Genomic DNA, 21,062 nt, shown 5'->3' on the forward strand with positions numbered 1-21,062 from the left:
GCTATGGTTTATTTAAAGGGGTTCATCTAATGGACTTAGTTAATGAGTAATATAGCCAATAGTGAATACTTGATAGTACTTGATCAATCAGGAGATTAAGGTGAGTTTAATTCCAAGAACGGAAAGAGCTGCGTTTTCAATAAAGCCGCTGTCATATGGAAAATCAGTGTTGGGTGCGCCTTTGCTCTATTTCCCCGCGCAAATAGAAAGCGAATCTCGTGGGCTGATTTTAGCAGGCACACACGGTGATGAAACTGCTTCAATCGCGGGATTGTCTTGCGCCCTGAGAAGCTTGCCAGCCGCCAATTTACGACACGATGTGATTCTGTCGATGAACCCAGATGGCAATCAATTAGGCACTCGCGCCAACGCCAACCAAGTCGATCTGAACCGCGCCTTCCCAACTCAAAATTGGACAGAAAACGGCACCGTCTATCGCTGGAGTTCTCACACTCCAGTCAGAGATGTAAAAGTGAAAACCGGCCAAGCCGATCCCCTCGAACCTGAAGTGCAATCGCTCATCAACCTCATTGAACAACGCCAACCTAAATTCGTCATCTCTTTCCACGAGCCACTCGCCATGGTCGACGATCCCGATCAATCAGAACTCGCCATTTGGCTAGGTAAGCAGTTCAACCTACCGCTCGTCGAAGACGTGGATTACGAAACCCCAGGCTCATTCGGCACTTGGTGCCAAGAAAGAAACCTGCCATGCATTACCGTAGAACTACCGCCAGTTTCTGCTGATTTGACTATCGAGCAATATTTGGATGCGTTCGTGGCTGTGTTGGGGTGTAAGGGAGGTTAGTGCAACTCATTTTTGGACATAAACGGCCAGCGTATCTAAAGACGGTGTATACGTCGGTATACAAATAGAGGGGTAAAACTCCACCTCTCTCGATAGACTTTCGTTAAGAGTCGTATTAGCCTCATTTAAAATGAGCCAAGGGGGCTCACCCCAAAACTCAAATATTATAAGAGTATATTGATTTGGGCCTGTTTTCCATAAAGCTCGTACATTCACAAACGGGATAACAGAAAAAAGATCACTTCCTTCTAGTCTAACCGAAATTCAATATAATGACTATTATGAACAATTCTGGCTTTTAATGATTGACCTGAGAATGTAAATTTACTCCTAGAATCAATAAAGCCCCATCAATTATGGTGAGGCTTTATAAAAATAGACCGTTATATCAAATATTTCTACCAATCATTGTCTTCTTCCACTTGTGGGATTGGTATAACATCAAGATTTTCATAAAATATTTTAAAGCTAATATCCTTTCTAAGGACACCTTCCAAACTTCTATGTTTTCTAAAGTCTTTGGTTAATTCTAAATAATTATTCTTGGTCTTACTTAAATATCTAACCATTTTTCTATGATTTTGGTTAATTACCGTTCTTAAAGCTGCTTCGCAACTCTTTGTTTTTGCAACTCCTGATTTCTTGGTGTTTGATTCAAAATGTTTGTAAATCCAGCACTCTATAGAGTGAACACTAATTGCAAAGATCAATTTATCTTTATTATTCTCGTAAAAATCAGGGGATGAAGAGTTCATCTCCAAAATTAAGCGTTCAATTACATCGTCTACTAAATCAGAAACCGGTTTATCTACGCCACCTTCAGTAATAGGCACATTAAAAGTTTTTTCATCGCATACATCCGTATCAACTTGTAATATCAAAAAATCATACGCAGCAACATCTTCTTTAATTTTTTCGTTTTGCAAATAATCTAAAAGATTTGTCCAGCTGCCATAACCATTAACATTATCAAGATCTGTTGCATCACCTGATGGCTGAGCTTGATATACTTCATCAGTACTTAGCTTGTAGCCCTTACTATTGAAGTACCCAACAAGAATGTTTTCAATTGTATGTTGATCTGTTTTACCTTCTGCGGCTATACCTAACATCATTGCTTAAAATCCCTTAGGTAAACCACCAATATATCCTCTCAGGAATGCCTCTGAGAATTTTAATCTCTTTCCATCAGCTTCGTTAAAAACTTTATCTTTACTAATGGGTTTTGAAATTGTTTGACCATCATAATCTCGTGAAACAACAAAAAGTTTATTTTTAGAATCTTTTAAATCAATGCCATCTAGTATCGCAGGGTTATGAGTTGTTAAAAACATTTGCTTATCATACTTAACTGCAAGCTTGCTCATTACTTCAATTAGCTTTCTACATAACTTGGGGTTCAATGAAGTATCTACATTATCTATTGCAAATATTTTGGGAGTATTTTCCGAAACAATTAATGCCATATAAAATAATATAAAGAGGAAACCTTCATTAGCACTGCGCTGATCAAATTTTGATCGTATGAACTTATCTTTAATATATATTTTATCTTCTACATCAGATAAATTTTCAGGAATAGTAAATGAATCGTACCAACCAAATAAAGATAGAGCTTCTTCGATATCTTTCATTGCACCTTTTTTTAAACGAAGTGATCTAAGTGTTCGAAGTAAGCCTTCTCCGTGAATACCTAATGGCTCCACTTGCCCTTCTTTATAGAAATTTCTTAGAGCGGTATTCTCAGGAGTGAAAACTAAAAAGTCAGTTAGTGGTTTAATATCATTATTTAGGCCATCTAAAATAGCATCTGTTGTTTCATCAAACTTATCCGCTTGTTCGATATCATTTTTATCTACAAATGAAGATAACCTTTTAATAAAATCATCTACTCCCTTGGCATCTGATAGGGATTTAGTTATTTTATGGTCTTTGAATTTTTTATTCTCAAGTGTTGGGTTAATAGCTTCAACTAGTGACTCAAAACTTATCGAGAGTGATTTGATCTTCTCTTCCAAAGCTTCAATTTGTTTTTGCGTATTTCTTTGATCACTGATGTAATGGTCGACAACAGAGTTACCGAGTTCATGAATTTCATTCTCAACTTTAAGTAGAGTGACCTTTTCAACATCAAAACGAATAAAAGAACCATCTACCAAGTTTGAGCGTATCGTATACTCTCGATAAGGTAAATTTTTTGGTGGTAATGTGCCGACTTCATCAATTGGGTAAACGTCAATTTTTGTCGATTGATCTGCCTTGATATCATGAAAATTAGAAGTCATCAATTCTGTATCATCAATAATTCTGACACCACGACTCACTAAATAACCCTTTGTTAAGTTATCTTTTTCAGCAGCAGCGGCCATAGCGATAGCTTCTAGGATATTACTTTTCCCACTACCATTTTCACCAATAAATACGTTGAGTTGACCAAATCTAAGTCTCATATCAACGACAGATTTATAGTTTCTAACTCGGATAGCTTCAATCATTCAAATTTCCTAACGCCCTGCTAAGCGGTGAGCAAATGGCATAACTTAGATTAAGGGCTTAATACAACAACACTAAGACCAATCATAAACTAAAACCGCCACACGTTTACAGTCTGCGTGGAAGTTTTGTTATATATTGTGCCTAAAGAGCACCTTTTCAATAGAAGTAAATGCTATGGTGATACTTACCTCTACTTATCTTAAGGGCATTTCACATAAATCTATCATTCATTACATCCGTAAGAAGCCACCCTCAAGCCACTTATTTCCCCCACTTTACCCTATCCTGCCGTCAATATCAGTTCGGACTTATTGAAGCCTGAGAGCGTAATGGGTAGATTTTGGCAGACGAACGTGAAGCGATTTTTTTATGTCCACACTATTCGTCCACCGTCGAAGCGTGGGTCGGTTCTTCTTGCTCGGTTCTCTGCAGTGTATTTCCTATGCCATTACATTCGAGGTAGACTTGGCTGACTGCTGAGTCGATTCTGCAATGGCAGTTATCACCGATGCCTCTAACGCCTTTCCGGGAATGGGCCTCTCCATGATTCCTTTAACATCCGAGCCTCAACCAAGGTCGCTTAGCACAAGGTTTTATAGGCGTGTTGGTCTGTTATGTACTAAACAAACAGTACAAAAAAACCAACGGACGAACCTACAGTTACTAGCTGATCTTCTAGTGACAGTCGCCCCATCCGCTGCAACTCTTGCAAAGACCGAGCTTGTTTCAAATGGCTATGGTAGCTCCCTGATTAGTTTCACGTTTGATTTGTTGTACAAACGAGTTGTGTTTCGCTTCGTTAAAAAACCAGCTCGCACTTTATCGGCATACTTTCTCAGTGCCTTTTTGTACTTCGCCTTGACATCATGTTGGCTTAAGTATCCACAACACATAAAAACGAACTTTGGCTAACTTAATTTCATTTCTCTTCTCTTCGCGTCGACAAGCTTGGCTTGTGACTAATTTGGAGTGTTCAATTATATTACTTTTATATGGGGAACTATGTTTTAGCACTCTAAACGTAAAGATAAAAAGAGTGAGACAAAAACAAGCGAGAGATCCTAGTGACTCACCGACGTTGAAAACAGGTTGATGATCACCACACCTGCCAAAATCAAAGCGATGCCAATGATCGCGTATATGTCTAGCTTTTGCCCGTAGACCAACCAAGACAACGCCGCGACCAATACAATCCCTGCGCCACACCAAATCGCATACGCCACACCCAAAGACATGGTTTGAACCGTGAGAGACAACAGATAAAAAGCAAAGCCATAACCGACGAGTACTGCGGCGGTCGCAGGAAGGGAAGTAAATTGCTGCGTTTTAGGCAATAGAGAAGTCGCCACAACATTAAATACGGCGCTCAGAATATTGTAGTTTTATTTCCAATTCATGCGATTTTCAGTAAGCAATTATTATGACTTACCTTAAAAGTTCTTAAGTGCGATGGCTCATTCATCGAAGAACAGAAAGACAAAAAGAGCCCTACAACATCATGTGTAGAGCTCTTTTCAAATAAGCTAATTAGTTAATCAGCTAACAATCTAAATAGCTTAATTTGCTGATGTTGAGCCTCTTAGGATATCGCGCTTCACTTCACCTTTAAGATCGGTCAGGGTTTGTTGGTCGATATCAATCAAGAAATGGTCACTTGCTTGGCCTGTTGCAAATTTTTCAAGAATCACGAACAAGCTACCGAAACGAGAGCGGAACACTTCACCGACGGTATATTGGCCAAGGTCACCCAATTCTGAATCCACAGTGCCATCGAACTCTGAAAGTTCACGACTTAGCAACTCATATTGACGCAATTGTGTTTCACCGATATCACGAAATGCCAGTTCGTCTGCGTTACGTAAACGGTAGAAGTCGGTCGCTAACAACTCACCACTCCACTCTGCAAATTCAGCTAACTCTAGTCCCTCTAAAGAAGCCAGTTTCTCAGCGACAACTTTAGCTGTCTGCCAGTCATGTTGGAATTGATCGTAGTCATCAACACCATTTTCCACACAAGCGCCAACATCGTAACCCAGTTCATTAGCTAACTGACACACGGTAAAGTTGGTTTCTAACTGAGACATGATCATCATCTCTTCGCCATTCATTTCCATGATCATAGCGCGCATCTCTAACGGCCAGTCACCCGGAAGGAAGCGTAGGCGCGTTAGTTCACGGATGTGCCAATCAGTCAGTTCGTAGTAGCTCTCTGAATTCAGAATGTCTTTGTTCCAGATCTTAGCTTCTGCATCAGGATCGCCATTCGCAGCTTGAGTAAGGTATTCATGCTCTTCTTCATAGTGGCTGAATAGCTCGTTGTAACGTTTAACTTGGTCGATAACTACCGTCTCAACTTCAATCTGGTTGTCAGGACGAATGTTCAACAGCTTGTAGGCAGGAATATAACCCGCTAGCGATGGTGCTTGGATATTAAATAGAGTGTGCTGTACACCATCAATATTGAAGCTCTTCTTACCCGTATCGTTGAAGTGCATGTGGCCACCAACGTGGATATTTAGGCCAGTCGCAGCTAATGCGCGGCTGGTATCGTCAGCCGGTTCACGGGCCAGTTGATGGCTTCCTTCGCCGAACAGATCTTCAATTTCTTCAGAAGCGCCGTTGTAGAAGTCGGTCATTGGGAAGTGCGAGAAAGAGACCAGCGTCTTGTTCTGCTCTTTCGCTGCTTTTACAACATCAGAGATCCAATCGATCACGTGTTCTTTGTGAGTCAGCATCATGTTATAACCAGCGCTGCTTGAACCATCAAACGTGTTTCCATCGACAGAGCTATCAGACGAGTTTTCTTTCGGGCGATAAACGTTCGCGTCGATCGCCAGCAACCAAAGTCCTTTCACAGGCTCTACTAAATAGCTGGTATCCGGCACTTCAGAGCAGCTTGAGTAACCACTTTCTTTGTAGCTGCCACCCGTACCTTCATAACAGATCTCGTACATTCGCTTATCAAAAGCCGCTTCTTCTTTGGCTAAATCATAGCTGTAATTAGTTCGAGCTTGGTCGCTGCTGTAAGGCGTTTCAAAGTAGAGGTAATCTTGTTGAGGGTAGAAGCCGTGAGTACCTAGGATACTCATGATCTCTTCATAGCCCCATTCACGTACTTCTTCAGTACAAATAGTTGCTAAGTTGTCACCTTCACCGGGAATAGTCGTCCACTCATCGTCATAACCAACACACTCTTCTTTACCGCGGCTATAGATACGCTGCTTCTTGCCACCCTCGCCTAGGTAATCAGATTTACCTGCAGGGATGGTAAATGGACGCACTGGATCGTGGTTGCCTGGCGCTGCAAAAAACTCAAGACCGTACGTGTCGCGGTAGTGATCAAAGATACTAACCAAGCCACGCATATGAATTGGCTGGCCGTCGTCACTAAAGTCACCTGGCAAGGCTACGTATTTAACGCCACGCTCAACCACATCATCAAGCGCCGCTATCATCGCAAAGTAGTTTTCATTAAATAGACGCGTGGAGTTCATCTGAGACTCCATCGTTCTGATCGTAGCGTTTTTACCACTCATGGAATTCGGTAAGCCAGCGAACGAACCGTCTTGAAAATCACCGTAAACATCATGGAAATGGATATCAGGCATGAACGCCACTTGCACTGCGCTATCTAGATTGCCGCTGTCGTCACTTGGTGAACTTGAATTACAACCAGCTAATGTGGCTGCTATTAAGCCTGACAGTACGGTCAATGTACTTTTTTTCATTTTCTCTTCCCAAAAAGTTAGAACTCAAAATTTGGCGAGGAGACTAGATGAGAAAAATGACACTATTGTTTCTTATATCTTACAAAACGTCGCACAACGAACGCTTATGCGACATTGCTTCAATCGTTAAAATTCAACAAGTTACCATTCATCTTAAAAGCTAATAGTTCAACAATACGAATCGAAGGTTAATATATAAATCGCCATAAAACCTCAACCTAAACATCAGTAAAGGCAATGTATTCAGACCGTTTGGATAGGTCGCCTGTCCTCAAACCTGAGTCGCTCTAGCTAAGATAGTTGCCAATAAGAAAACTGACCGCTCCATACTTATTATTACAAATAAGTAATAATCATTTTCTATTTAAGGGGATTATCAAAACATGCACTCACACCTATACTAGCTCCAACAAAACGAGAGAGCGGAAACAATTAAGCTCAACTACGCTTAACGGGTTGAATTTAATTGCACAGTTATCCGCTGTACTGACATATATAGGAAACATCCAATGACAATCGAAATTAAACCTGGTCAAACTCATATCAAATCAAAAGCAATGGTTGCATGGGCAGCTGGCGAGCCACTAAAAATGGAAGAAGTTGATGTACAACTTCCTAAAGCTGGTGAGGTTCTAGTTCGCATCGTTGCTACTGGTGTTTGTCACACTGACGCATTCACATTATCAGGTGACGATCCAGAAGGTATCTTCCCTTCAATTCTTGGTCACGAAGGTGGCGGTATCGTTGAGATGATCGGCGAAGGCGTTACAAGTGTTGAGATTGGCGACCACGTTATCCCACTTTACACAGCTGAATGTGGCGAATGTAAGTTCTGTAAATCTGGTAAAACTAACCTATGCCAAGCGGTTCGTGAAACGCAAGGTAAAGGCCTAATGCCAGACGGTACAAGCCGCTTCTCTATCAATGGCGAAACAATTTTCCATTACATGGGTTGCTCGACTTTCTCTGAGTACACAGTACTTCCAGAAATCTCTCTAGCGAAAGTAAGCAAAGAAGCACCACTTGAAGAAGTTTGTCTTCTAGGTTGTGGTGTAACAACAGGTATGGGCGCGGTACTTAACACAGCTAAAGTTGAAAAAGGCGACAACGTTGCTGTATTCGGCCTAGGCGGTATCGGCCTTTCTGCAATCATTGGTGCTCGCATGGCTGGTGCTGACCGCATCATCGGCGTTGATATCAACGAGAGCAAATTCGAGCTAGCAAAACAGCTTGGCGCGACCGACTGCATCAACCCAACTAAATTCGACAAACCAATCCAAGACGTTATCGTTGAGATGACAGACGGTGGTGTTGAGTACTCTTTCGAGTGTATCGGTAACGTAAACGTGATGCGTCAAGCGCTTGAGTGCTGCCACAAAGGTTGGGGCGAATCAGTCATCATTGGTGTTGCGGGTGCAGGTCAAGAGATCGCAACTCGTCCATTCCAACTAGTGACTGGTCGTGTATGGCGTGGTTCTGCTTTCGGTGGTGTTAAAGGCCGCTCTGAGCTTCCAGAAATCGTAAACCGTTACATGGCGGGTGAGTTTGGTCTTCAAGAGTTCATCACTCACACTATGGGTCTGCAAGACGTAAACGAAGCATTCGACCTAATGCACAAAGGTGAATCTATCCGCACTGTTCTACACATGGATAGATAATTCACTTGGCCTCGATTCTTTCGAGCATCGAGGCCAACGTTATAAATGAAAAGCAACAAACTGTCTTCACCACCTCCTGCCCGGTGGGTGGTGAAACTTTAAGTGATATAGACAAATTTACTCCCAAACCATCAACCTAACGGAGCACAATAGATGACAATCGAAAACATTAGCCAAGCAAAGGTTGCTGGTGGTTGGCACAAACAATACACCCACTTTTCAGCAACGCTTGACTGCAACATGCGTTTTGCGATTTTCTTGCCACCTAACGCAAGCAAAGAAAACCCAGTTCCTGTTTTGTATTGGTTATCAGGCTTAACCTGTACTGATGAAAACTTCATGCAAAAAGCCGGCGCTTTCAAAGCTGCGGCTGAACAAGGTATCGCGATTGTCGCACCAGACACTAGCCCACGTGGTGAAGGCGTTGCCGACAATGAAAGCTACGATCTCGGCCAAGGCGCAGGCTTCTACGTGAATGCCACTCAAGCACCATGGGACAGCCATTACCACATGTACGACTACGTAGTAACAGAGCTTCCAGCCTTGATTGAGTCTTTCTTCCCAGTGACATCAGTAAAATCAATTTCTGGTCACAGCATGGGCGGACACGGTGCCCTAACGATTGGTATCAAGAACGAAGATAACTACCGTTCTATCTCGGCATTCAGCCCAATCACCAACCCAATGCAATGCCCTTGGGGACAAAAAGCATTCAACCAATACTTGGGCTTAGATATTGAAGAGTGGAAACACTACGATGCCTCTGAGCTTCTCAAAACCAAAGGCACTAAGCTGCCAATGTTGGTTGACCAAGGCGAAGCGGACAACTTCCTGATTGAGCAGCTTAAACCTGAGCAATTAGTCGAAGCGGCTAAGGTAACCAATGCCGATTTAGAGCTACGTATGCAACCAGGTTACGACCACAGCTACTTCTTCATCTCTAGCTTTATTGATGAACACATTGAGTTCCACGCAGCTTATCTGAACAAATAGTCATACCGATTTAGCCCACACCTTGCAAAAGCGTGAGGTGTGGGCTTTTTTGTGCCTGCTGTTTGGGCAAATACGCTGTTACTAAAGAGCAGCAACAACGATTCACTCTTTCAAACACTCCGCTATACCAACAAAAATAATACAACTAAAAGGTACGACTATGAGCTGGTTTTTCTTAATGATGGGCGTGATGGCGGAAGCACTTTCTCACGTAGCACTTAAAGCAACCGACGGTTTCAGCTTATCTAAACCCATCCCTGCTCTATTGGTGATTTCAGGACATTTGGCGGCATTTCTATTTTTGAGCCAAGCCATGAAAGGGATGCCAGTGGGTGTGGTGCACTCTTTATGGGCGGGTTTAGCTATCGTGACGGTCAGCCTGATTTCTACGTTTGTTTACCGCCAGCACCTCGATACCATGGTGTGGATCGGCATGTTATTTGTGGCAGCAGGTGTTGTGATGATCAACCTATCTCAAGGTCACTCGCACTAGTGTAGATGGTGACTTATTAACAGTGTGTCAATTCATTCAAACTTCCTAACAGACAGGTGTCGCCTTCACTTATTCATACTCTTACAATCAGCAAATCAAACCTGTTACCATAGCGCCTTCAACATCACCTATTTTGAAGGTTGCTATGAAAGCAATTAAGACTCTTTTCTTCCTGATGGTTTTACTGAGCGGTCTGTTTACCGCTTGGCTGTTTATCCCAATTCCAGCGACCATGGACAAGCAAACGCTCGATGTTCCATTAACGGAACCGTTCAAGCTTGTGGCGTACCGCAGCAACCCGAATGATGCGAGCAAGCCGCTGACTTACCACTACTATGTGATTTCAGATGTGGTTGGCGTGGACGACATGGACCCGTTTCTGATTACCACAGACCAATTCGTGAAGCTTGGCGAATTCGACGAGAACACATTCAACCTTACGGTTAACGGCAAGATTGATAGCTACACCAACGATTTGTGGATCAAAAAATCTGACGGCAAGCTTCAGCACTGGTACGTAAGTGTTGATGCAAACTATATTCGTTAGAGTCGAATCCAAATAAACCCTATTTTAAAACTGCGCTTTGGCTTCCAAGCGCAGTTTTTGTTTCTAGCGTAATTTTTGTTTCAAGCCGCCCGCTTTATACTCTCCCTCACTTTTTACCCACCACTGCCGTGCTCTTAAAAATGCTACAAGCAGAGCAGGTTTTATAAGCTCTTGAGATAAGATAAGCTGCACCTATGCTCGACTCCCAATAAATCAAAAATAATAAAGGATCACTCGTGGAATTTACGCTCGACAAATTTAACGGCATCATCATCGACCCAGCAACAGCCCCTCACGATGCTGACTCTTTCAATGCCGAACTCAGCGAGATCACCGAATTTTCAAAGCAGAATAACAAAGGCATCATTTGGATTAGTTTACCTATTTCACTCTCGCACCTTATTCCGGTGGCGACTGAGCTTGGCTTTGTGTTTCACAACTGTCTAGAAGACGAAATTACGCTGATCCACAAATCCGAGATTGTAGAGTTTGTGCCTTTCATCCCTACCCACACTTTGGGTGCTGGCGCGTTGATCACCAACGAACACAACCAAGTGCTGATGATTAAAGAGCACGGTATGACGGGCTACAAGTTACCTGGCGGCCATATTGAGTTGGGTGAAGGTATTGAAGAGTCTGTGGTTCGTGAAACCTTGGAAGAGACAGGTATCGAGGCAACGTTCGTCTCTGTGGTTGGCATGGCGACAAGACACCCGTATCAATTCGGTAAATCAAACCTCTACTTTATTTGTCACCTTATCGCTCAAACTCAAGATATCGCGATTCAAGACACTGATGAAATTGAAGAAGCTAAATGGATAGATGTTGAAGAGTACATTAACAACCCCGACAGCTACCCGTTTAACCGCCAATTGGTCGGTACTCTGATCGGAAAGCAAGGTTTGGAGCTCACTCAGTTAGAAGGCAACTATGGCCCTGTCCACAAGCCCGAAATCTTCTTTTCGAAAAGCTAGATCAATTCAAACATAAAAACGCCCAACTCAATTGAATTGGGCGTTTTGCTTTCACTTTTATTTTTCTTAATTAAGCCAACTGCGTTGTTAGTTGCTCTTTGTACCTATGATTCATTCTCATACTTTTAAAACGAACCTGTATTAAAAGAAGCCCAACGGATTCGTATCGTAGCTGATCAACAGGTTCTTAGTATTTTGGTAGTGATCGAGCATCATCTTATGTGTCTCACGGCCGATACCCGACTTCTTGTAACCACCAAACGCGGCATGAGCTGGGTAAGCGTGGTAGCAGTTCACCCAGATACGGCCGGCTTCAATGTTGCGACCCATGCGATACGCGAGGTTTGCATCACGCGTCCACACGCCTGCACCCAAGCCATATTCGGTATCATTGGCTATCTCGAGTGCTTCTGCTTCATCTTTAAACGTCGTCACCGCGATAACAGGACCGAAGATCTCCTCTTGGAATACTCGCATCTTGTTGTGCCCTTCCAACATAGTTGGCTGAATGTAGTAACCATTACCGAGATCATCAGGTTGCTGCGCAATCTCACCACCAGTGAGCACTTTCGCACCCTCTTCGCGACCAATCTCTAGATAGCTCAGAATCTTATCAAACTGCTCTTGAGAGGCTTGTGCTCCAACCTGAGTGTCGGTATCTAGTGGGTTACCTTGTTTAATAGTTTGAGCACGCTCGATCACCTTGGCGATGAACTTGTCGTATACCGATTCGTGGATCAACACACGTGATGGACAGGTACACACTTCCCCTTGGTTGAAGAACGCCAGCAGCATGCCTTCAACACACTTATCAAGGTATTCGTCTTCATGGTTAAAGATGTCTGGGAAGTAGATGTTTGGAGACTTACCGCCAAGCTCAACCGTTGACGGAATCAAGCTTTCAGCCGCACATTTTAGGATATGGTGGCCAACTTCTGTTGAACCAGTAAAGGCCAATTTCGCCAAACGATCGCTGGTTGCTAACGCTTGACCCGCTTCGCTACCAAAACCATTCACAATATTGACCACGCCTGCAGGCAGAAGATCGGCAATCTTTTCCATCATCACCAAGATCGATGTCGGTGTTTGCTCGGCTGGCTTCATCACCACGCAACAGCCCGCAGCTAACGCTGGTGCCAGTTTCCAAGCCGCCATTAAGATAGGGAAGTTCCAAGGAATAATCTGCCCCACCACACCGATTGGTTCAGGGAAGTGGTAACTCGCGGTGTTTGAATCGAGCTCTGCTGCGCTGCCTTCTTGCGCCCGAATACAGCCTGCAAAGTAACGGAAGTGATCGACAACCAAAGGAATGTCTGCCGCTAAGGTTTCACGCACTGGCTTACCGTTTTCCCACGTCTCCGCCACCGCGATTTCTTCTAAATTCGCTTCAATGCGATCGGCAATTTTAAGTAGGATATTGGAACGTTCAGTCACACTGGTAGCCGCCCAACTTGCACGAGCAGCATGCGCGGCATCGAGCGCTAAGCTAATGTCTGCCTCTGTTGAGCGCGCCACTTGGCAATACACCTGACCATTCACTGGGGAAGTGTTATCAAAATACTCGCCGCTAACAGGCTTCACCCATTCGCCACCGATAAAGTTATCGTATTGCGCTTTAAAGTTCACCACTGCGTTGTCACTACCCGGCTGTGCGTAAATCATAGTTAGATCCTTCTTCGATTTGATATTGAGCGAGAGCTGTCTTATTTTTGTGGCGGCTCCCCTTGAGAAAAGAACTCATGACGAGACGCCCATGTTTATGCTTTCTGTTTAAAACACTGATACTTCGTGTTTTCTTCACAACAGTAACAACGCAAATCACACGCCAGAACTTCAAAACTTGTTGTTAATAAATTGTAAAACTATGATTACCAAACGTTTACAACCCAAAGTGAGTTGGCATTGAACGGACGTATGGAAACCACTCCAGTGTTCAACTGTTCCAAATTGGTACACCCTCACTGTTACGACATGGAACATGTTATGCACCTTCAACAAGCAAACACCTCAGACTGGCTTTCGTCCTCTTGGCACCGCAGCACAGAAGCGGGTCTAAAACAGAGACGACTTCCCGAAGACATTCGCCTGCCTCAATCGATTCTTAAGCAGCGACGTCATCAATCGGCTGACTTGATCCACATCGTCGAACGCAATGCGCTGCCTTTGTTTAATCAGATGTTTGCTCGTACCGACAGTCGTTTGATTCTGACCGATATTGAAGGGGTGATTCTGGCGAGTTGGGGACAGGAGCGGTTTAAGGAGAAACTGACGTCAATTGCACTCAGCTCTGGAGCGTGTTGGCAGGAACAACTGAAAGGCACCAACGCGATTGGCACCGCCATTGTGGAAGCGAAACCCGTATCCATCATTGGCGAACAACACTTCATCCACCAGCATCGATTTATCAGTTGTTCAGCAAGCCCGGTGTTTGACCACCAAGGCAAAATGGTTGGGGTGTTAGACATCACCAGTGAACAACAGCAACACGACAGCTCAGTGCAATTACTGGTTCAAAATATGGTTCAGCTTGTTGAGAACCAGCTACTGAGCCACATCCCACAAGGCACCACTCGAATCGATCTCGCGTGTGAGAAATCTTTATTACACAGTGGTTGGCAAGGGATTGTGATAGCGAATGAAGCTGGCGAAGTAGTGGCGCACAATCAGGTTGCCTCTCAATTGTTGGATCAAACCTCGATCGTCGGCGAATGTATAGATACCCTCTTCAACCGAACCTCATTAGACACGCCCTTTGTATTTGAGAAACAGCATCTCAAACAACCAACCACCAAACGCACGCGCTCCATTTCAGCATCGTGTGATTTGCACCATGGCGAGCAACAAATTGAACACGCTTGGCAGCAAGCCAACAAGGTAATCGATAAAGGGATCAGTTTGTTGATCTTAGGAGAAACAGGAGTTGGCAAAGGCGAGTTTGTTAAAGCGCTGCACAAGCAAAGCCAGCGTAAGTCTTCGCCCTTGGTGGCGGTAAATTGTGGAGCACTACCGAAAGATCTTATCGAATCTGAACTGTTTGGCTACGCGCCGGGCGCGTTTACTGGCGCAAGCCACAAGGGTTTTCAAGGTAAGATCCGTCAAGCAGACAAGGGCATTCTATTTTTGGATGAAATAGCCGACATGCCGCTAGAGGCTCAGTGTCGATTGCTGCATGTTCTGCAAGATAAGTCCGTCGTCCCTGTGGGTTCGAATCAAAGCTACCAGGTCGATTGTCAGATCATCGCTGCCACTCACAAAAACCTCGAGCAGTTAGTCGCAACAGGTGAGTTTAGGCAAGACCTGTATTACAGACTCAATGGCTTAGCCTTTACCTTGCCAAGCTTGCAACAGCGACAAGATAAGCATGCTTTAATCGAGCATATTCATCGTAAATACGCCGAAGCTGAGCAGTCTATTTGCCCGCACCTAATGAGTTTATTGTGCGCCTATTCTTGGCCGGGCAATATTCGCGAGTTAGACAACCTACTTAAAGTCGCCGCTTTACTAGCAAGTGATGAACCACAACTCACACTCGAGCATGTGCCTAGCCATCTTGCTCAACACCTCACGTTGTTAGCGCAAGATAATCAGCATCAACTGACGACTCCTAATGCCATCAAAGGTACAGCGAGTAACGATTTAAGGAGTACCGTTGAAGAAACCTTGTTGCAAACGTATCAAGCGAACCAAGGCAACATCAGCAAGACATCTCGAATACTCGGCATCAGCCGCAATACCATTTATCGTAAGCTGAAAAGCTTGGGAATCCTATAGTAGTAAGATGAACCTAAGCTACTCAGACTATAACTCGACAAGTTGATTAAGCACTTCTTTGTCTAACACTGGATGATGTTTGCTCGCTAAGATCAACACAATATCCACAGAAGGCAGTGGCGGCATATCATCGAGGATTCTCAAGTCTGAAGTCACGCTCAGCTTACCCATCGCGCCAATCGCTAATCCGGCTTTAACAATTGATCGCTGCGCCGATGCGGTATTGCTACACGCCAATAACTGATAAGGCGTACCCTGCTTAGTTAAACCATTCACTGCTGCAGCGTGATACTTACAATCGGTCTGAAACAAGGCTAATGGGACTGGTTTAGAATCATCGAACACATAATCAGGGCTGCTTATCCATACTCCGGTATCGTGAGTCAGCCAGTAACCCTCTTCACTATCCGGTGCTCGGGTGACAATTGCGGCATCTAAACGACCATCATCCAACCATTCTCTCAGTGCAATACTGGGCAGGCTAAATACTTGAATAGAACAGGTGGGTTCTGCTTTCTGTAATAGGCGAATCACTTTTGGCAGAATAGTGTCGTTGTAGTCTTCAGGGCAGCCAAGTCGTAGAGGTTGTTTGTCTTCGTAACGCTTTACTTGCTTGAGGGCTGTATTGTGGAGCGCGACCAACTGTTCGGCATGAGAACGCAGCGCCAAACCTGCTTCAGTGAGTATTAAATTACGTCCTTCTTTTTGGAAAAGAGTCACGTTGAGCTCTTCTTCCAACTTACGCATCTGCGCACTGAATGCCGATTGGGTGCGATTTATCTGTTTCGCTGCACGTGTGAAACTACTGGTTTCTACGAACGCGAGAAAACCTCGCAAAGCATCAATATCCATATTGAAATCACCACCCATCGTTTTTATTAATGTATTGCATCAAAATTATCCGTTAGTGCGCCGCAATACAATCCCCTAAGCTCAAATGCATACTCACTAAACGCAAGGAAGCAACGATGCAGCTTTATATTGGAAACCAGAACTACTCAACTTGGTCACTGCGTGCATGGCTAATATTCGACAACTACAACCTGAATACAGAAGTCATCAAACTCAAGCTATTCACCTCTGATTTTTACGACACTCTGGCGAAAGTGACACCAACAGCCAAAGTACCAACCTTAGTTGATGGCGACGTTGCGGTGTGGGATTCACTGGCGATTCTCGAATACGTTAACGACGCCCACTTAGACGGTGCAGCATGGCCTAGCTCAGTGAAAGAACGCGCCCATGCCCGAGCAATTTCCGCCGAGATGCACTCTGGGTTCTTTGCCGTCAGAAATGAAATGCCGATGAACTGCCGCGCACAACGAAAGCTCACACTGAGTGAAGACGCACTGAAAGACATCGCTCGTATTGATGCAATATGGTCTGCACAAATGGAACAATACCCAGAGGGGTGGTTATTTGGTGAATGGTCGATTGCCGATGCGATGTTTGCACCCGTCGCATTGCGCGTAGAAACCTATGGAATACAACTTTCCGAAAAGGCATCGCAGTATCAACAACGTGTGCTTAACAGTCCATCAATACAAAAATGGCTGGCAGAGGCAAGCTTAGAAACCGATGTGGTTGAAGAAGATGAGGCTGGAGAGCCTGTGTAAAACACAGCTCCCTTTCAAGGCTCACTACTCTGTGAGCCTTCCTATAAACCACAATAATGTAGTCGATTGTGATCGCCTAGTCACAATGTGCAGGTGTGATTGTTTATATTCAAATAAATTCAAATAGTTAAGATAAACATCATGTTACGAGCAACGATCGCATTACTCAGTGTTACTAGCTTCGCCGTATCTGCCAACGCCCCTCTTCCTTCTGGAGACGAGTGGCTCAACCATGCTACTGAAGGGCTTGCACCTTACTGGTTGATGCCTAGCGCTCAAGGGGATCCGATAGGTAACTTCCCTACTTTCCGCTGTGATGACGGTACCTTGCTCGATGTTTCTGATGTGTGCCCTGAACTGAGCAAAGCCTGGATCACGCCGCACTTCGGCAAAGAGTTTACACGCATGAAATCACGTCAAACTTATGCCTATGGCGTGCTCTACCACCTTACTGGCGATAAAAAGGCTTTAGCGCTTGCCAAGCAAGGTGCCTACTACATCATTGATCAGCTAGAAGATAAGCAAAACGGCGGCTTTATCGGCTACACAAAAGAGGGAAAAGTAGGTCAGGATTGGCAGCAGCGTACTTCTCAAGATCAAGCGTATGCGCTGGTTGGCCTTGCCATGTACTACTACCTGACTCAAGACAAAAAGGTAGAACAAGCACTCATCGCACAACAAGCTTTTATCTTTGATAAATATCGACTTAGCGACAACAGTGGTCTTGCTTGGGTACTTGCTGACGGTGAAGATGGCAGTGCAAAACGACGTGAATTGGTTGCATTACTTGATCAAATCAATGGCTACATGTTGCTCGTCGCACCTCTGCTCAAAGAGCCCGTCAAATCAAAATGGCTTGATGACTTAAACTGGCTCACGCAATCCATGATTGACCAATACCATTCTGAAGATGAACAACGCTTCTACGGTGCAATTCACGATAAAGCAGCGATGATGCCGAATGCTAATCACAACGATTTTGGGCACACCATTAAAGCCTATTGGATGACTTACCTTACAGGCCAAACATTGAATAACTCTGAATGGAAAGAGTTTGGCATCAAAGGGATGAAACACACTCTCGCTCAGGCGCAATATCAGAAAGAGTTCGTGAGTGTATCCCAATATTATGGCGAGGAACTTCAGAAAGCGTGGAAAGGACAAGAGATAACTGGCTGGCAAAGCCGACCAAACACAAATTGGGCTTCATCGTGGGAGTGGGCGGAGTTTGATCAAGCGGCCATGACGGTTTCGCTGGTCGATGGTTCAATGAAAGACGTATTGCAATACACCCTACCGACCTTTCATGATGTATGGGTCGACCACAAATACGGCGGTGTGGGACTTGATCCAAAACGTACCAAAGCTTTCCATTGGGGCAACGGTTATCACCAGTTTGAACATGCTCTGATTGGTTATTTGTTCGCTCAGCAAGTTGACGCGAAGCCAGCAGTATTGCATTACGCAAGGCCGACCAACAGCCAGATGCTAATGGAACCGTATTACTATCAAGGGGATGTGGTTAAGTTGGAGAACCTAGATGATGGGACACAAAAGGTCAGTTTCAATAACATTCGACCTTAGTGCTGGTATTGGATCTGATTAAGCGGATTGACCACCAAGCCTGAAATCAGTTTTCAGGCTTTTTAATGACTACTTTCTTTTGCCCTGTTCAACCAGCTTTTCATTCCATGCCGTATTGCCGTCACGCTTAGTCACGTCATACTCTGAACAGAACTGAGAGATAGTCATGTTGTTGTCGCCTGTCGCCAATTTCAACGCCAACTGGACTTGTTGAAGTTTGCTTTGCAGACGCAGAATCTGACCAGCATTTGGGCTTTTTTCTTTGGCATACTTTAAGGCTGCATGCTTACGCTCTGCCGCGCCCGCTCGGCGATCGGCTTCTGATAACAGATACTTGAGTTGAGCAACACTCTTGCCTTTCTTGAAGGCAGGATCAAGCAACTCAACGCATTCATCAAACGATGGATCGATAACGTATGGGTCAACTTTATGAGCTTGTTGGCGCATCCACTCTAGTGCGAGCTTTTCATCTGACATAATTACATCTTTACCAAAGAAACAGCCCTATATGGTATCGCTCAATAGCAAACCGCTGCAATAACAAATTTAGCGACTTCGTATCTTTGTCCTACTGCTGATTCATAATTCCTTTGCTAGGGCGCTAACCAAGTATCCTAAGCTCCCTTCCTTTCTTAAACACCCAAGCACTTTCTCAAACATCCAAGCACTTTCTCAAACATCCAAGCAAGTAACCGTAGACTCTTTGATCGATAAAAGCGGATTCTTCGTACATATAAGTCCGTTAGTGAGCATGCTCGAAGATAACAATTATGAGAAGAAGAGAAGACATGAAGGACATGACCCTTTCTAAACAAGATATCCAAACAATGGACCAGCGCCACCGCATTCGTTTGGTTAATTCCTTGTCTGGATTTAAAAGCGCCAACCTAATTGGCACTTGTGATAAACAGGGGTTCGAAAACCTAGCGATAGTAAGCTCTGTCATTCACCTGGGGTCTGATCCTGCGCTGCTTGGTTTTATTGTTCGCCCAGATAAAAGCCGACGTCATACGCTAGAAAACATTCTAGAAACGAAGTACTTCACCGTTAACAGCATTGGTGCTGACTTTGTTAAAAAGGCCCATCAAACCTCGGCTCGCTACCCTAAACCAGTCTCAGAATTCAACGCGGTTGGTTTAACGGCCTATTATGACGACAAATTCCCCGCTCCATTCGTCTTGGAAAGCAGTTTAAAGATAGGGTTAGCGTTCAAAGAACAGATCACAATCGAAAGCAATCAAACTCAAATGTTGATCGGTGAAGTTATATCGATTCACGCACCCAAACGCGCCGTGATGCCGGATGGCTACCTTGATTTAGAAGCGTTGGATTTGGTCACGGTATCAGGGCTTGATAGCTACCACGTAACTCAAAGACTGCACCGATTAAGCTATGCAAAACCACAGGAGCCACTCTTTCCACTCACTCGTGAAGGTAACCCAACCTCATGGGAAGCGTTCGAACTTAATCTAGACTAATTTTGTTCGGCAATTTGCTATCAAAAGTGCTAACGTCTTTTAATTCCAAGAGATGCATCTCACACAAGTGCATCTTACTGAGCGCCCCATTCATTCTTACGTCTATTTCCAAGGACCCTTTTGAAGTTAACTCACTTTAAATACAAAACGCGCGAAGGCCCAGACTACCGACATGGCGATCAGGTGTCTTTTATGGACATCAAACAGACCTTTGGTATGGGCAGCATTCGTGTGGGTGCTTGGGTGACGAAAGAAGAAAAAGAGCTGGCCGCAAACCTGATATTCGATTCGCTAGCCGACTTGGCTTACATCTTGGCTTTGCCACCAGAGGCAATTGGCCTACGCGGTACATTAGGCTTAGCGTTTGGCAGTGGCGGCAGAAAAGGCGTGCAAGCACACTATGCCCCCAACCAGAGAGAATTAGCCCTCGCTAAGAATGCTGGAGCTGGCGCGCTCGCACACGAGTTTTGGCATGCATTTGACCACTATATCGCTGAGAAAGCGTTTGAAATCGGCGATACCTCTGGCCCTCGTAAGCAAATCTTGTTCGCCAGTGACTGTTGGCTACACGATAGAAAAGTACGACCTCACCCATTAAACGAAAGTTTGATGTCTCTGTTTGATGCCACACTGCTTAGCGACAATAACTTGGACAAACACGATTACGTGGCTCGCAGCGTGATTGCCGACAAAGCGATGTCTGCCCGTTACTTCTCACTACCCACAGAGATGATGGCGCGTGCCTTTGAGTCTGTGATTGAATCGTGCTCCGATATCAAGAACGCTTATCTGGTCAATGGCACAACCAAGCCTGATATGTACCCCGTGTATCCTGATATGGCGCATCGCAAAGAGATTTATCAAGCCCTGCAAGGTTACTTCGCACCATTAGGGCGATCTTTGAGTAAATAGTGCT

18 protein-coding genes are annotated in these 21,062 nt (G+C 44.4%); 11 read left to right on the forward strand and 7 right to left on the reverse strand.

Going from position 1 to position 21,062, the window contains the following annotated elements; genetic code table 11:
* Positions 1-100: 100 nt before the first annotated feature.
* Positions 101-808, forward strand: coding sequence for a murein tripeptide amidase MpaA (mpaA, locus tag HRQ85_RS00545; protein WP_172378367.1), 708 nt, complete (start codon positions 101-103; stop codon positions 806-808).
* 398 nt (positions 809-1,206) lie between these two features.
* Here the strand turns inward: mpaA and HRQ85_RS00550 are convergent, their stop codons facing one another.
* The 4 genes from HRQ85_RS00550 to HRQ85_RS00565 all read right to left on the reverse strand — a co-directional run bounded on the left by HRQ85_RS00550 (position 1,207) and on the right by HRQ85_RS00565 (position 7,032).
* The gene (locus tag HRQ85_RS00550) at positions 1,207-1,923 is read right to left on the reverse strand and encodes a hypothetical protein (protein ID WP_172378368.1); all 717 of its coding nucleotides are present in this window, start codon (positions 1,921-1,923) and stop codon (positions 1,207-1,209) included.
* Between the two features lie 3 nt (positions 1,924-1,926).
* Positions 1,927-3,303 carry an AAA family ATPase gene (locus HRQ85_RS00555; protein ID WP_172378369.1) on the reverse strand — a complete coding sequence of 459 codons (1,377 nt, stop codon included), beginning with the start codon at positions 3,301-3,303 and terminating at the stop codon, positions 1,927-1,929.
* 1,062 nt (positions 3,304-4,365) lie between these two features.
* Entirely contained in the window at positions 4,366-4,677 is a 312-nt protein-coding gene (locus tag HRQ85_RS00560) for a DMT family transporter (protein WP_172379325.1), read from the reverse strand.
* Positions 4,678-4,860: 183 nt separating this feature from the next.
* Positions 4,861-7,032: a metallophosphoesterase gene (locus tag HRQ85_RS00565; RefSeq protein WP_172378370.1), complete on the reverse strand. Its 2,172-nt coding sequence runs from the start codon at positions 7,030-7,032 to the stop codon at positions 4,861-4,863.
* 509 nt (positions 7,033-7,541) lie between these two features.
* Here HRQ85_RS00565 and HRQ85_RS00570 point away from each other — a divergent pair.
* The 5 genes from HRQ85_RS00570 (at position 7,542) to HRQ85_RS00590 (ending at position 11,697) form a co-directional block, all read left to right on the forward strand.
* Complete coding sequence (locus tag HRQ85_RS00570) at positions 7,542-8,690, forward strand: S-(hydroxymethyl)glutathione dehydrogenase/class III alcohol dehydrogenase (protein WP_048613751.1); 1,149 nt, start codon at positions 7,542-7,544, stop codon at positions 8,688-8,690.
* A 153-nt stretch (positions 8,691-8,843) separates the two neighbouring features.
* Positions 8,844-9,683 (forward strand): S-formylglutathione hydrolase, encoded by an 840-nt coding sequence (gene fghA / locus HRQ85_RS00575; protein WP_102267797.1) that lies wholly within the window; start codon positions 8,844-8,846, stop codon positions 9,681-9,683.
* 160 nt (positions 9,684-9,843) lie between these two features.
* Complete coding sequence (locus tag HRQ85_RS00580) at positions 9,844-10,176, forward strand: DMT family transporter (protein WP_009846216.1); 333 nt, start codon at positions 9,844-9,846, stop codon at positions 10,174-10,176.
* A 145-nt stretch (positions 10,177-10,321) separates the two neighbouring features.
* Entirely contained in the window at positions 10,322-10,723 is a 402-nt protein-coding gene (locus HRQ85_RS00585) for a hypothetical protein (protein ID WP_172378371.1), read from the forward strand.
* Positions 10,724-10,959: 236 nt separating this feature from the next.
* Positions 10,960-11,697: an NUDIX domain-containing protein gene (locus HRQ85_RS00590; RefSeq protein ID WP_017092255.1), complete on the forward strand. Its 738-nt coding sequence runs from the start codon at positions 10,960-10,962 to the stop codon at positions 11,695-11,697.
* Between the two features lie 141 nt (positions 11,698-11,838).
* Here the strand turns inward: HRQ85_RS00590 and exaC are convergent, their stop codons facing one another.
* The gene (exaC, locus tag HRQ85_RS00595; protein WP_172378372.1) at positions 11,839-13,359 is read right to left on the reverse strand and encodes an acetaldehyde dehydrogenase ExaC; all 1,521 of its coding nucleotides are present in this window, start codon (positions 13,357-13,359) and stop codon (positions 11,839-11,841) included.
* 321 nt (positions 13,360-13,680) lie between these two features.
* Between exaC and HRQ85_RS00600 the strand changes: the two genes are divergently transcribed.
* Positions 13,681-15,468, forward strand: coding sequence for a sigma-54-dependent Fis family transcriptional regulator (locus HRQ85_RS00600; protein ID WP_172378373.1), 1,788 nt, complete (start codon positions 13,681-13,683; stop codon positions 15,466-15,468).
* A 27-nt stretch (positions 15,469-15,495) separates the two neighbouring features.
* Here the strand turns inward: HRQ85_RS00600 and HRQ85_RS00605 are convergent, their stop codons facing one another.
* A complete protein-coding gene (locus HRQ85_RS00605) occupies positions 15,496-16,338 on the reverse strand; it encodes a LysR family transcriptional regulator (RefSeq protein WP_172378374.1) in 843 nt (280 codons plus the stop codon).
* A gap of 98 nt (positions 16,339-16,436) precedes the next feature.
* Here HRQ85_RS00605 and HRQ85_RS00610 point away from each other — a divergent pair, with 98 nt between their 5' ends.
* Positions 16,437-17,084, forward strand: coding sequence for a glutathione S-transferase family protein (locus tag HRQ85_RS00610; protein ID WP_172378375.1), 648 nt, complete (start codon positions 16,437-16,439; stop codon positions 17,082-17,084).
* Between the two features lie 141 nt (positions 17,085-17,225).
* Positions 17,226-18,668, forward strand: coding sequence for an N-acylglucosamine 2-epimerase (locus HRQ85_RS00615; protein WP_172378376.1), 1,443 nt, complete (start codon positions 17,226-17,228; stop codon positions 18,666-18,668).
* 69 nt (positions 18,669-18,737) lie between these two features.
* On the opposite strand, the gene HRQ85_RS00620 is transcribed toward HRQ85_RS00615, so the two are convergent.
* Positions 18,738-19,145, reverse strand: coding sequence for a hypothetical protein (locus HRQ85_RS00620; RefSeq protein ID WP_017061620.1), 408 nt, complete (start codon positions 19,143-19,145; stop codon positions 18,738-18,740).
* A 311-nt stretch (positions 19,146-19,456) separates the two neighbouring features.
* Between HRQ85_RS00620 and HRQ85_RS00625 the strand changes: the two genes are divergently transcribed.
* Both HRQ85_RS00625 and HRQ85_RS00630 read left to right on the forward strand, forming a co-directional pair.
* Positions 19,457-20,146 carry a flavin reductase family protein gene (locus tag HRQ85_RS00625; RefSeq protein WP_172378377.1) on the forward strand — a complete coding sequence of 230 codons (690 nt, stop codon included), beginning with the start codon at positions 19,457-19,459 and terminating at the stop codon, positions 20,144-20,146.
* A 120-nt stretch (positions 20,147-20,266) separates the two neighbouring features.
* The gene (locus HRQ85_RS00630) at positions 20,267-21,058 is read left to right on the forward strand and encodes a CLCA_X family protein (RefSeq protein ID WP_172378378.1); all 792 of its coding nucleotides are present in this window, start codon (positions 20,267-20,269) and stop codon (positions 21,056-21,058) included.
* Positions 21,059-21,062 lie beyond the last annotated feature (4 nt).

The organism is Vibrio sp. Vb339 (assembly GCF_902751245.1).
In the GTDB taxonomy this organism is placed as follows: domain Bacteria; phylum Pseudomonadota; class Gammaproteobacteria; order Enterobacterales; family Vibrionaceae; genus Vibrio; species Vibrio coralliirubri.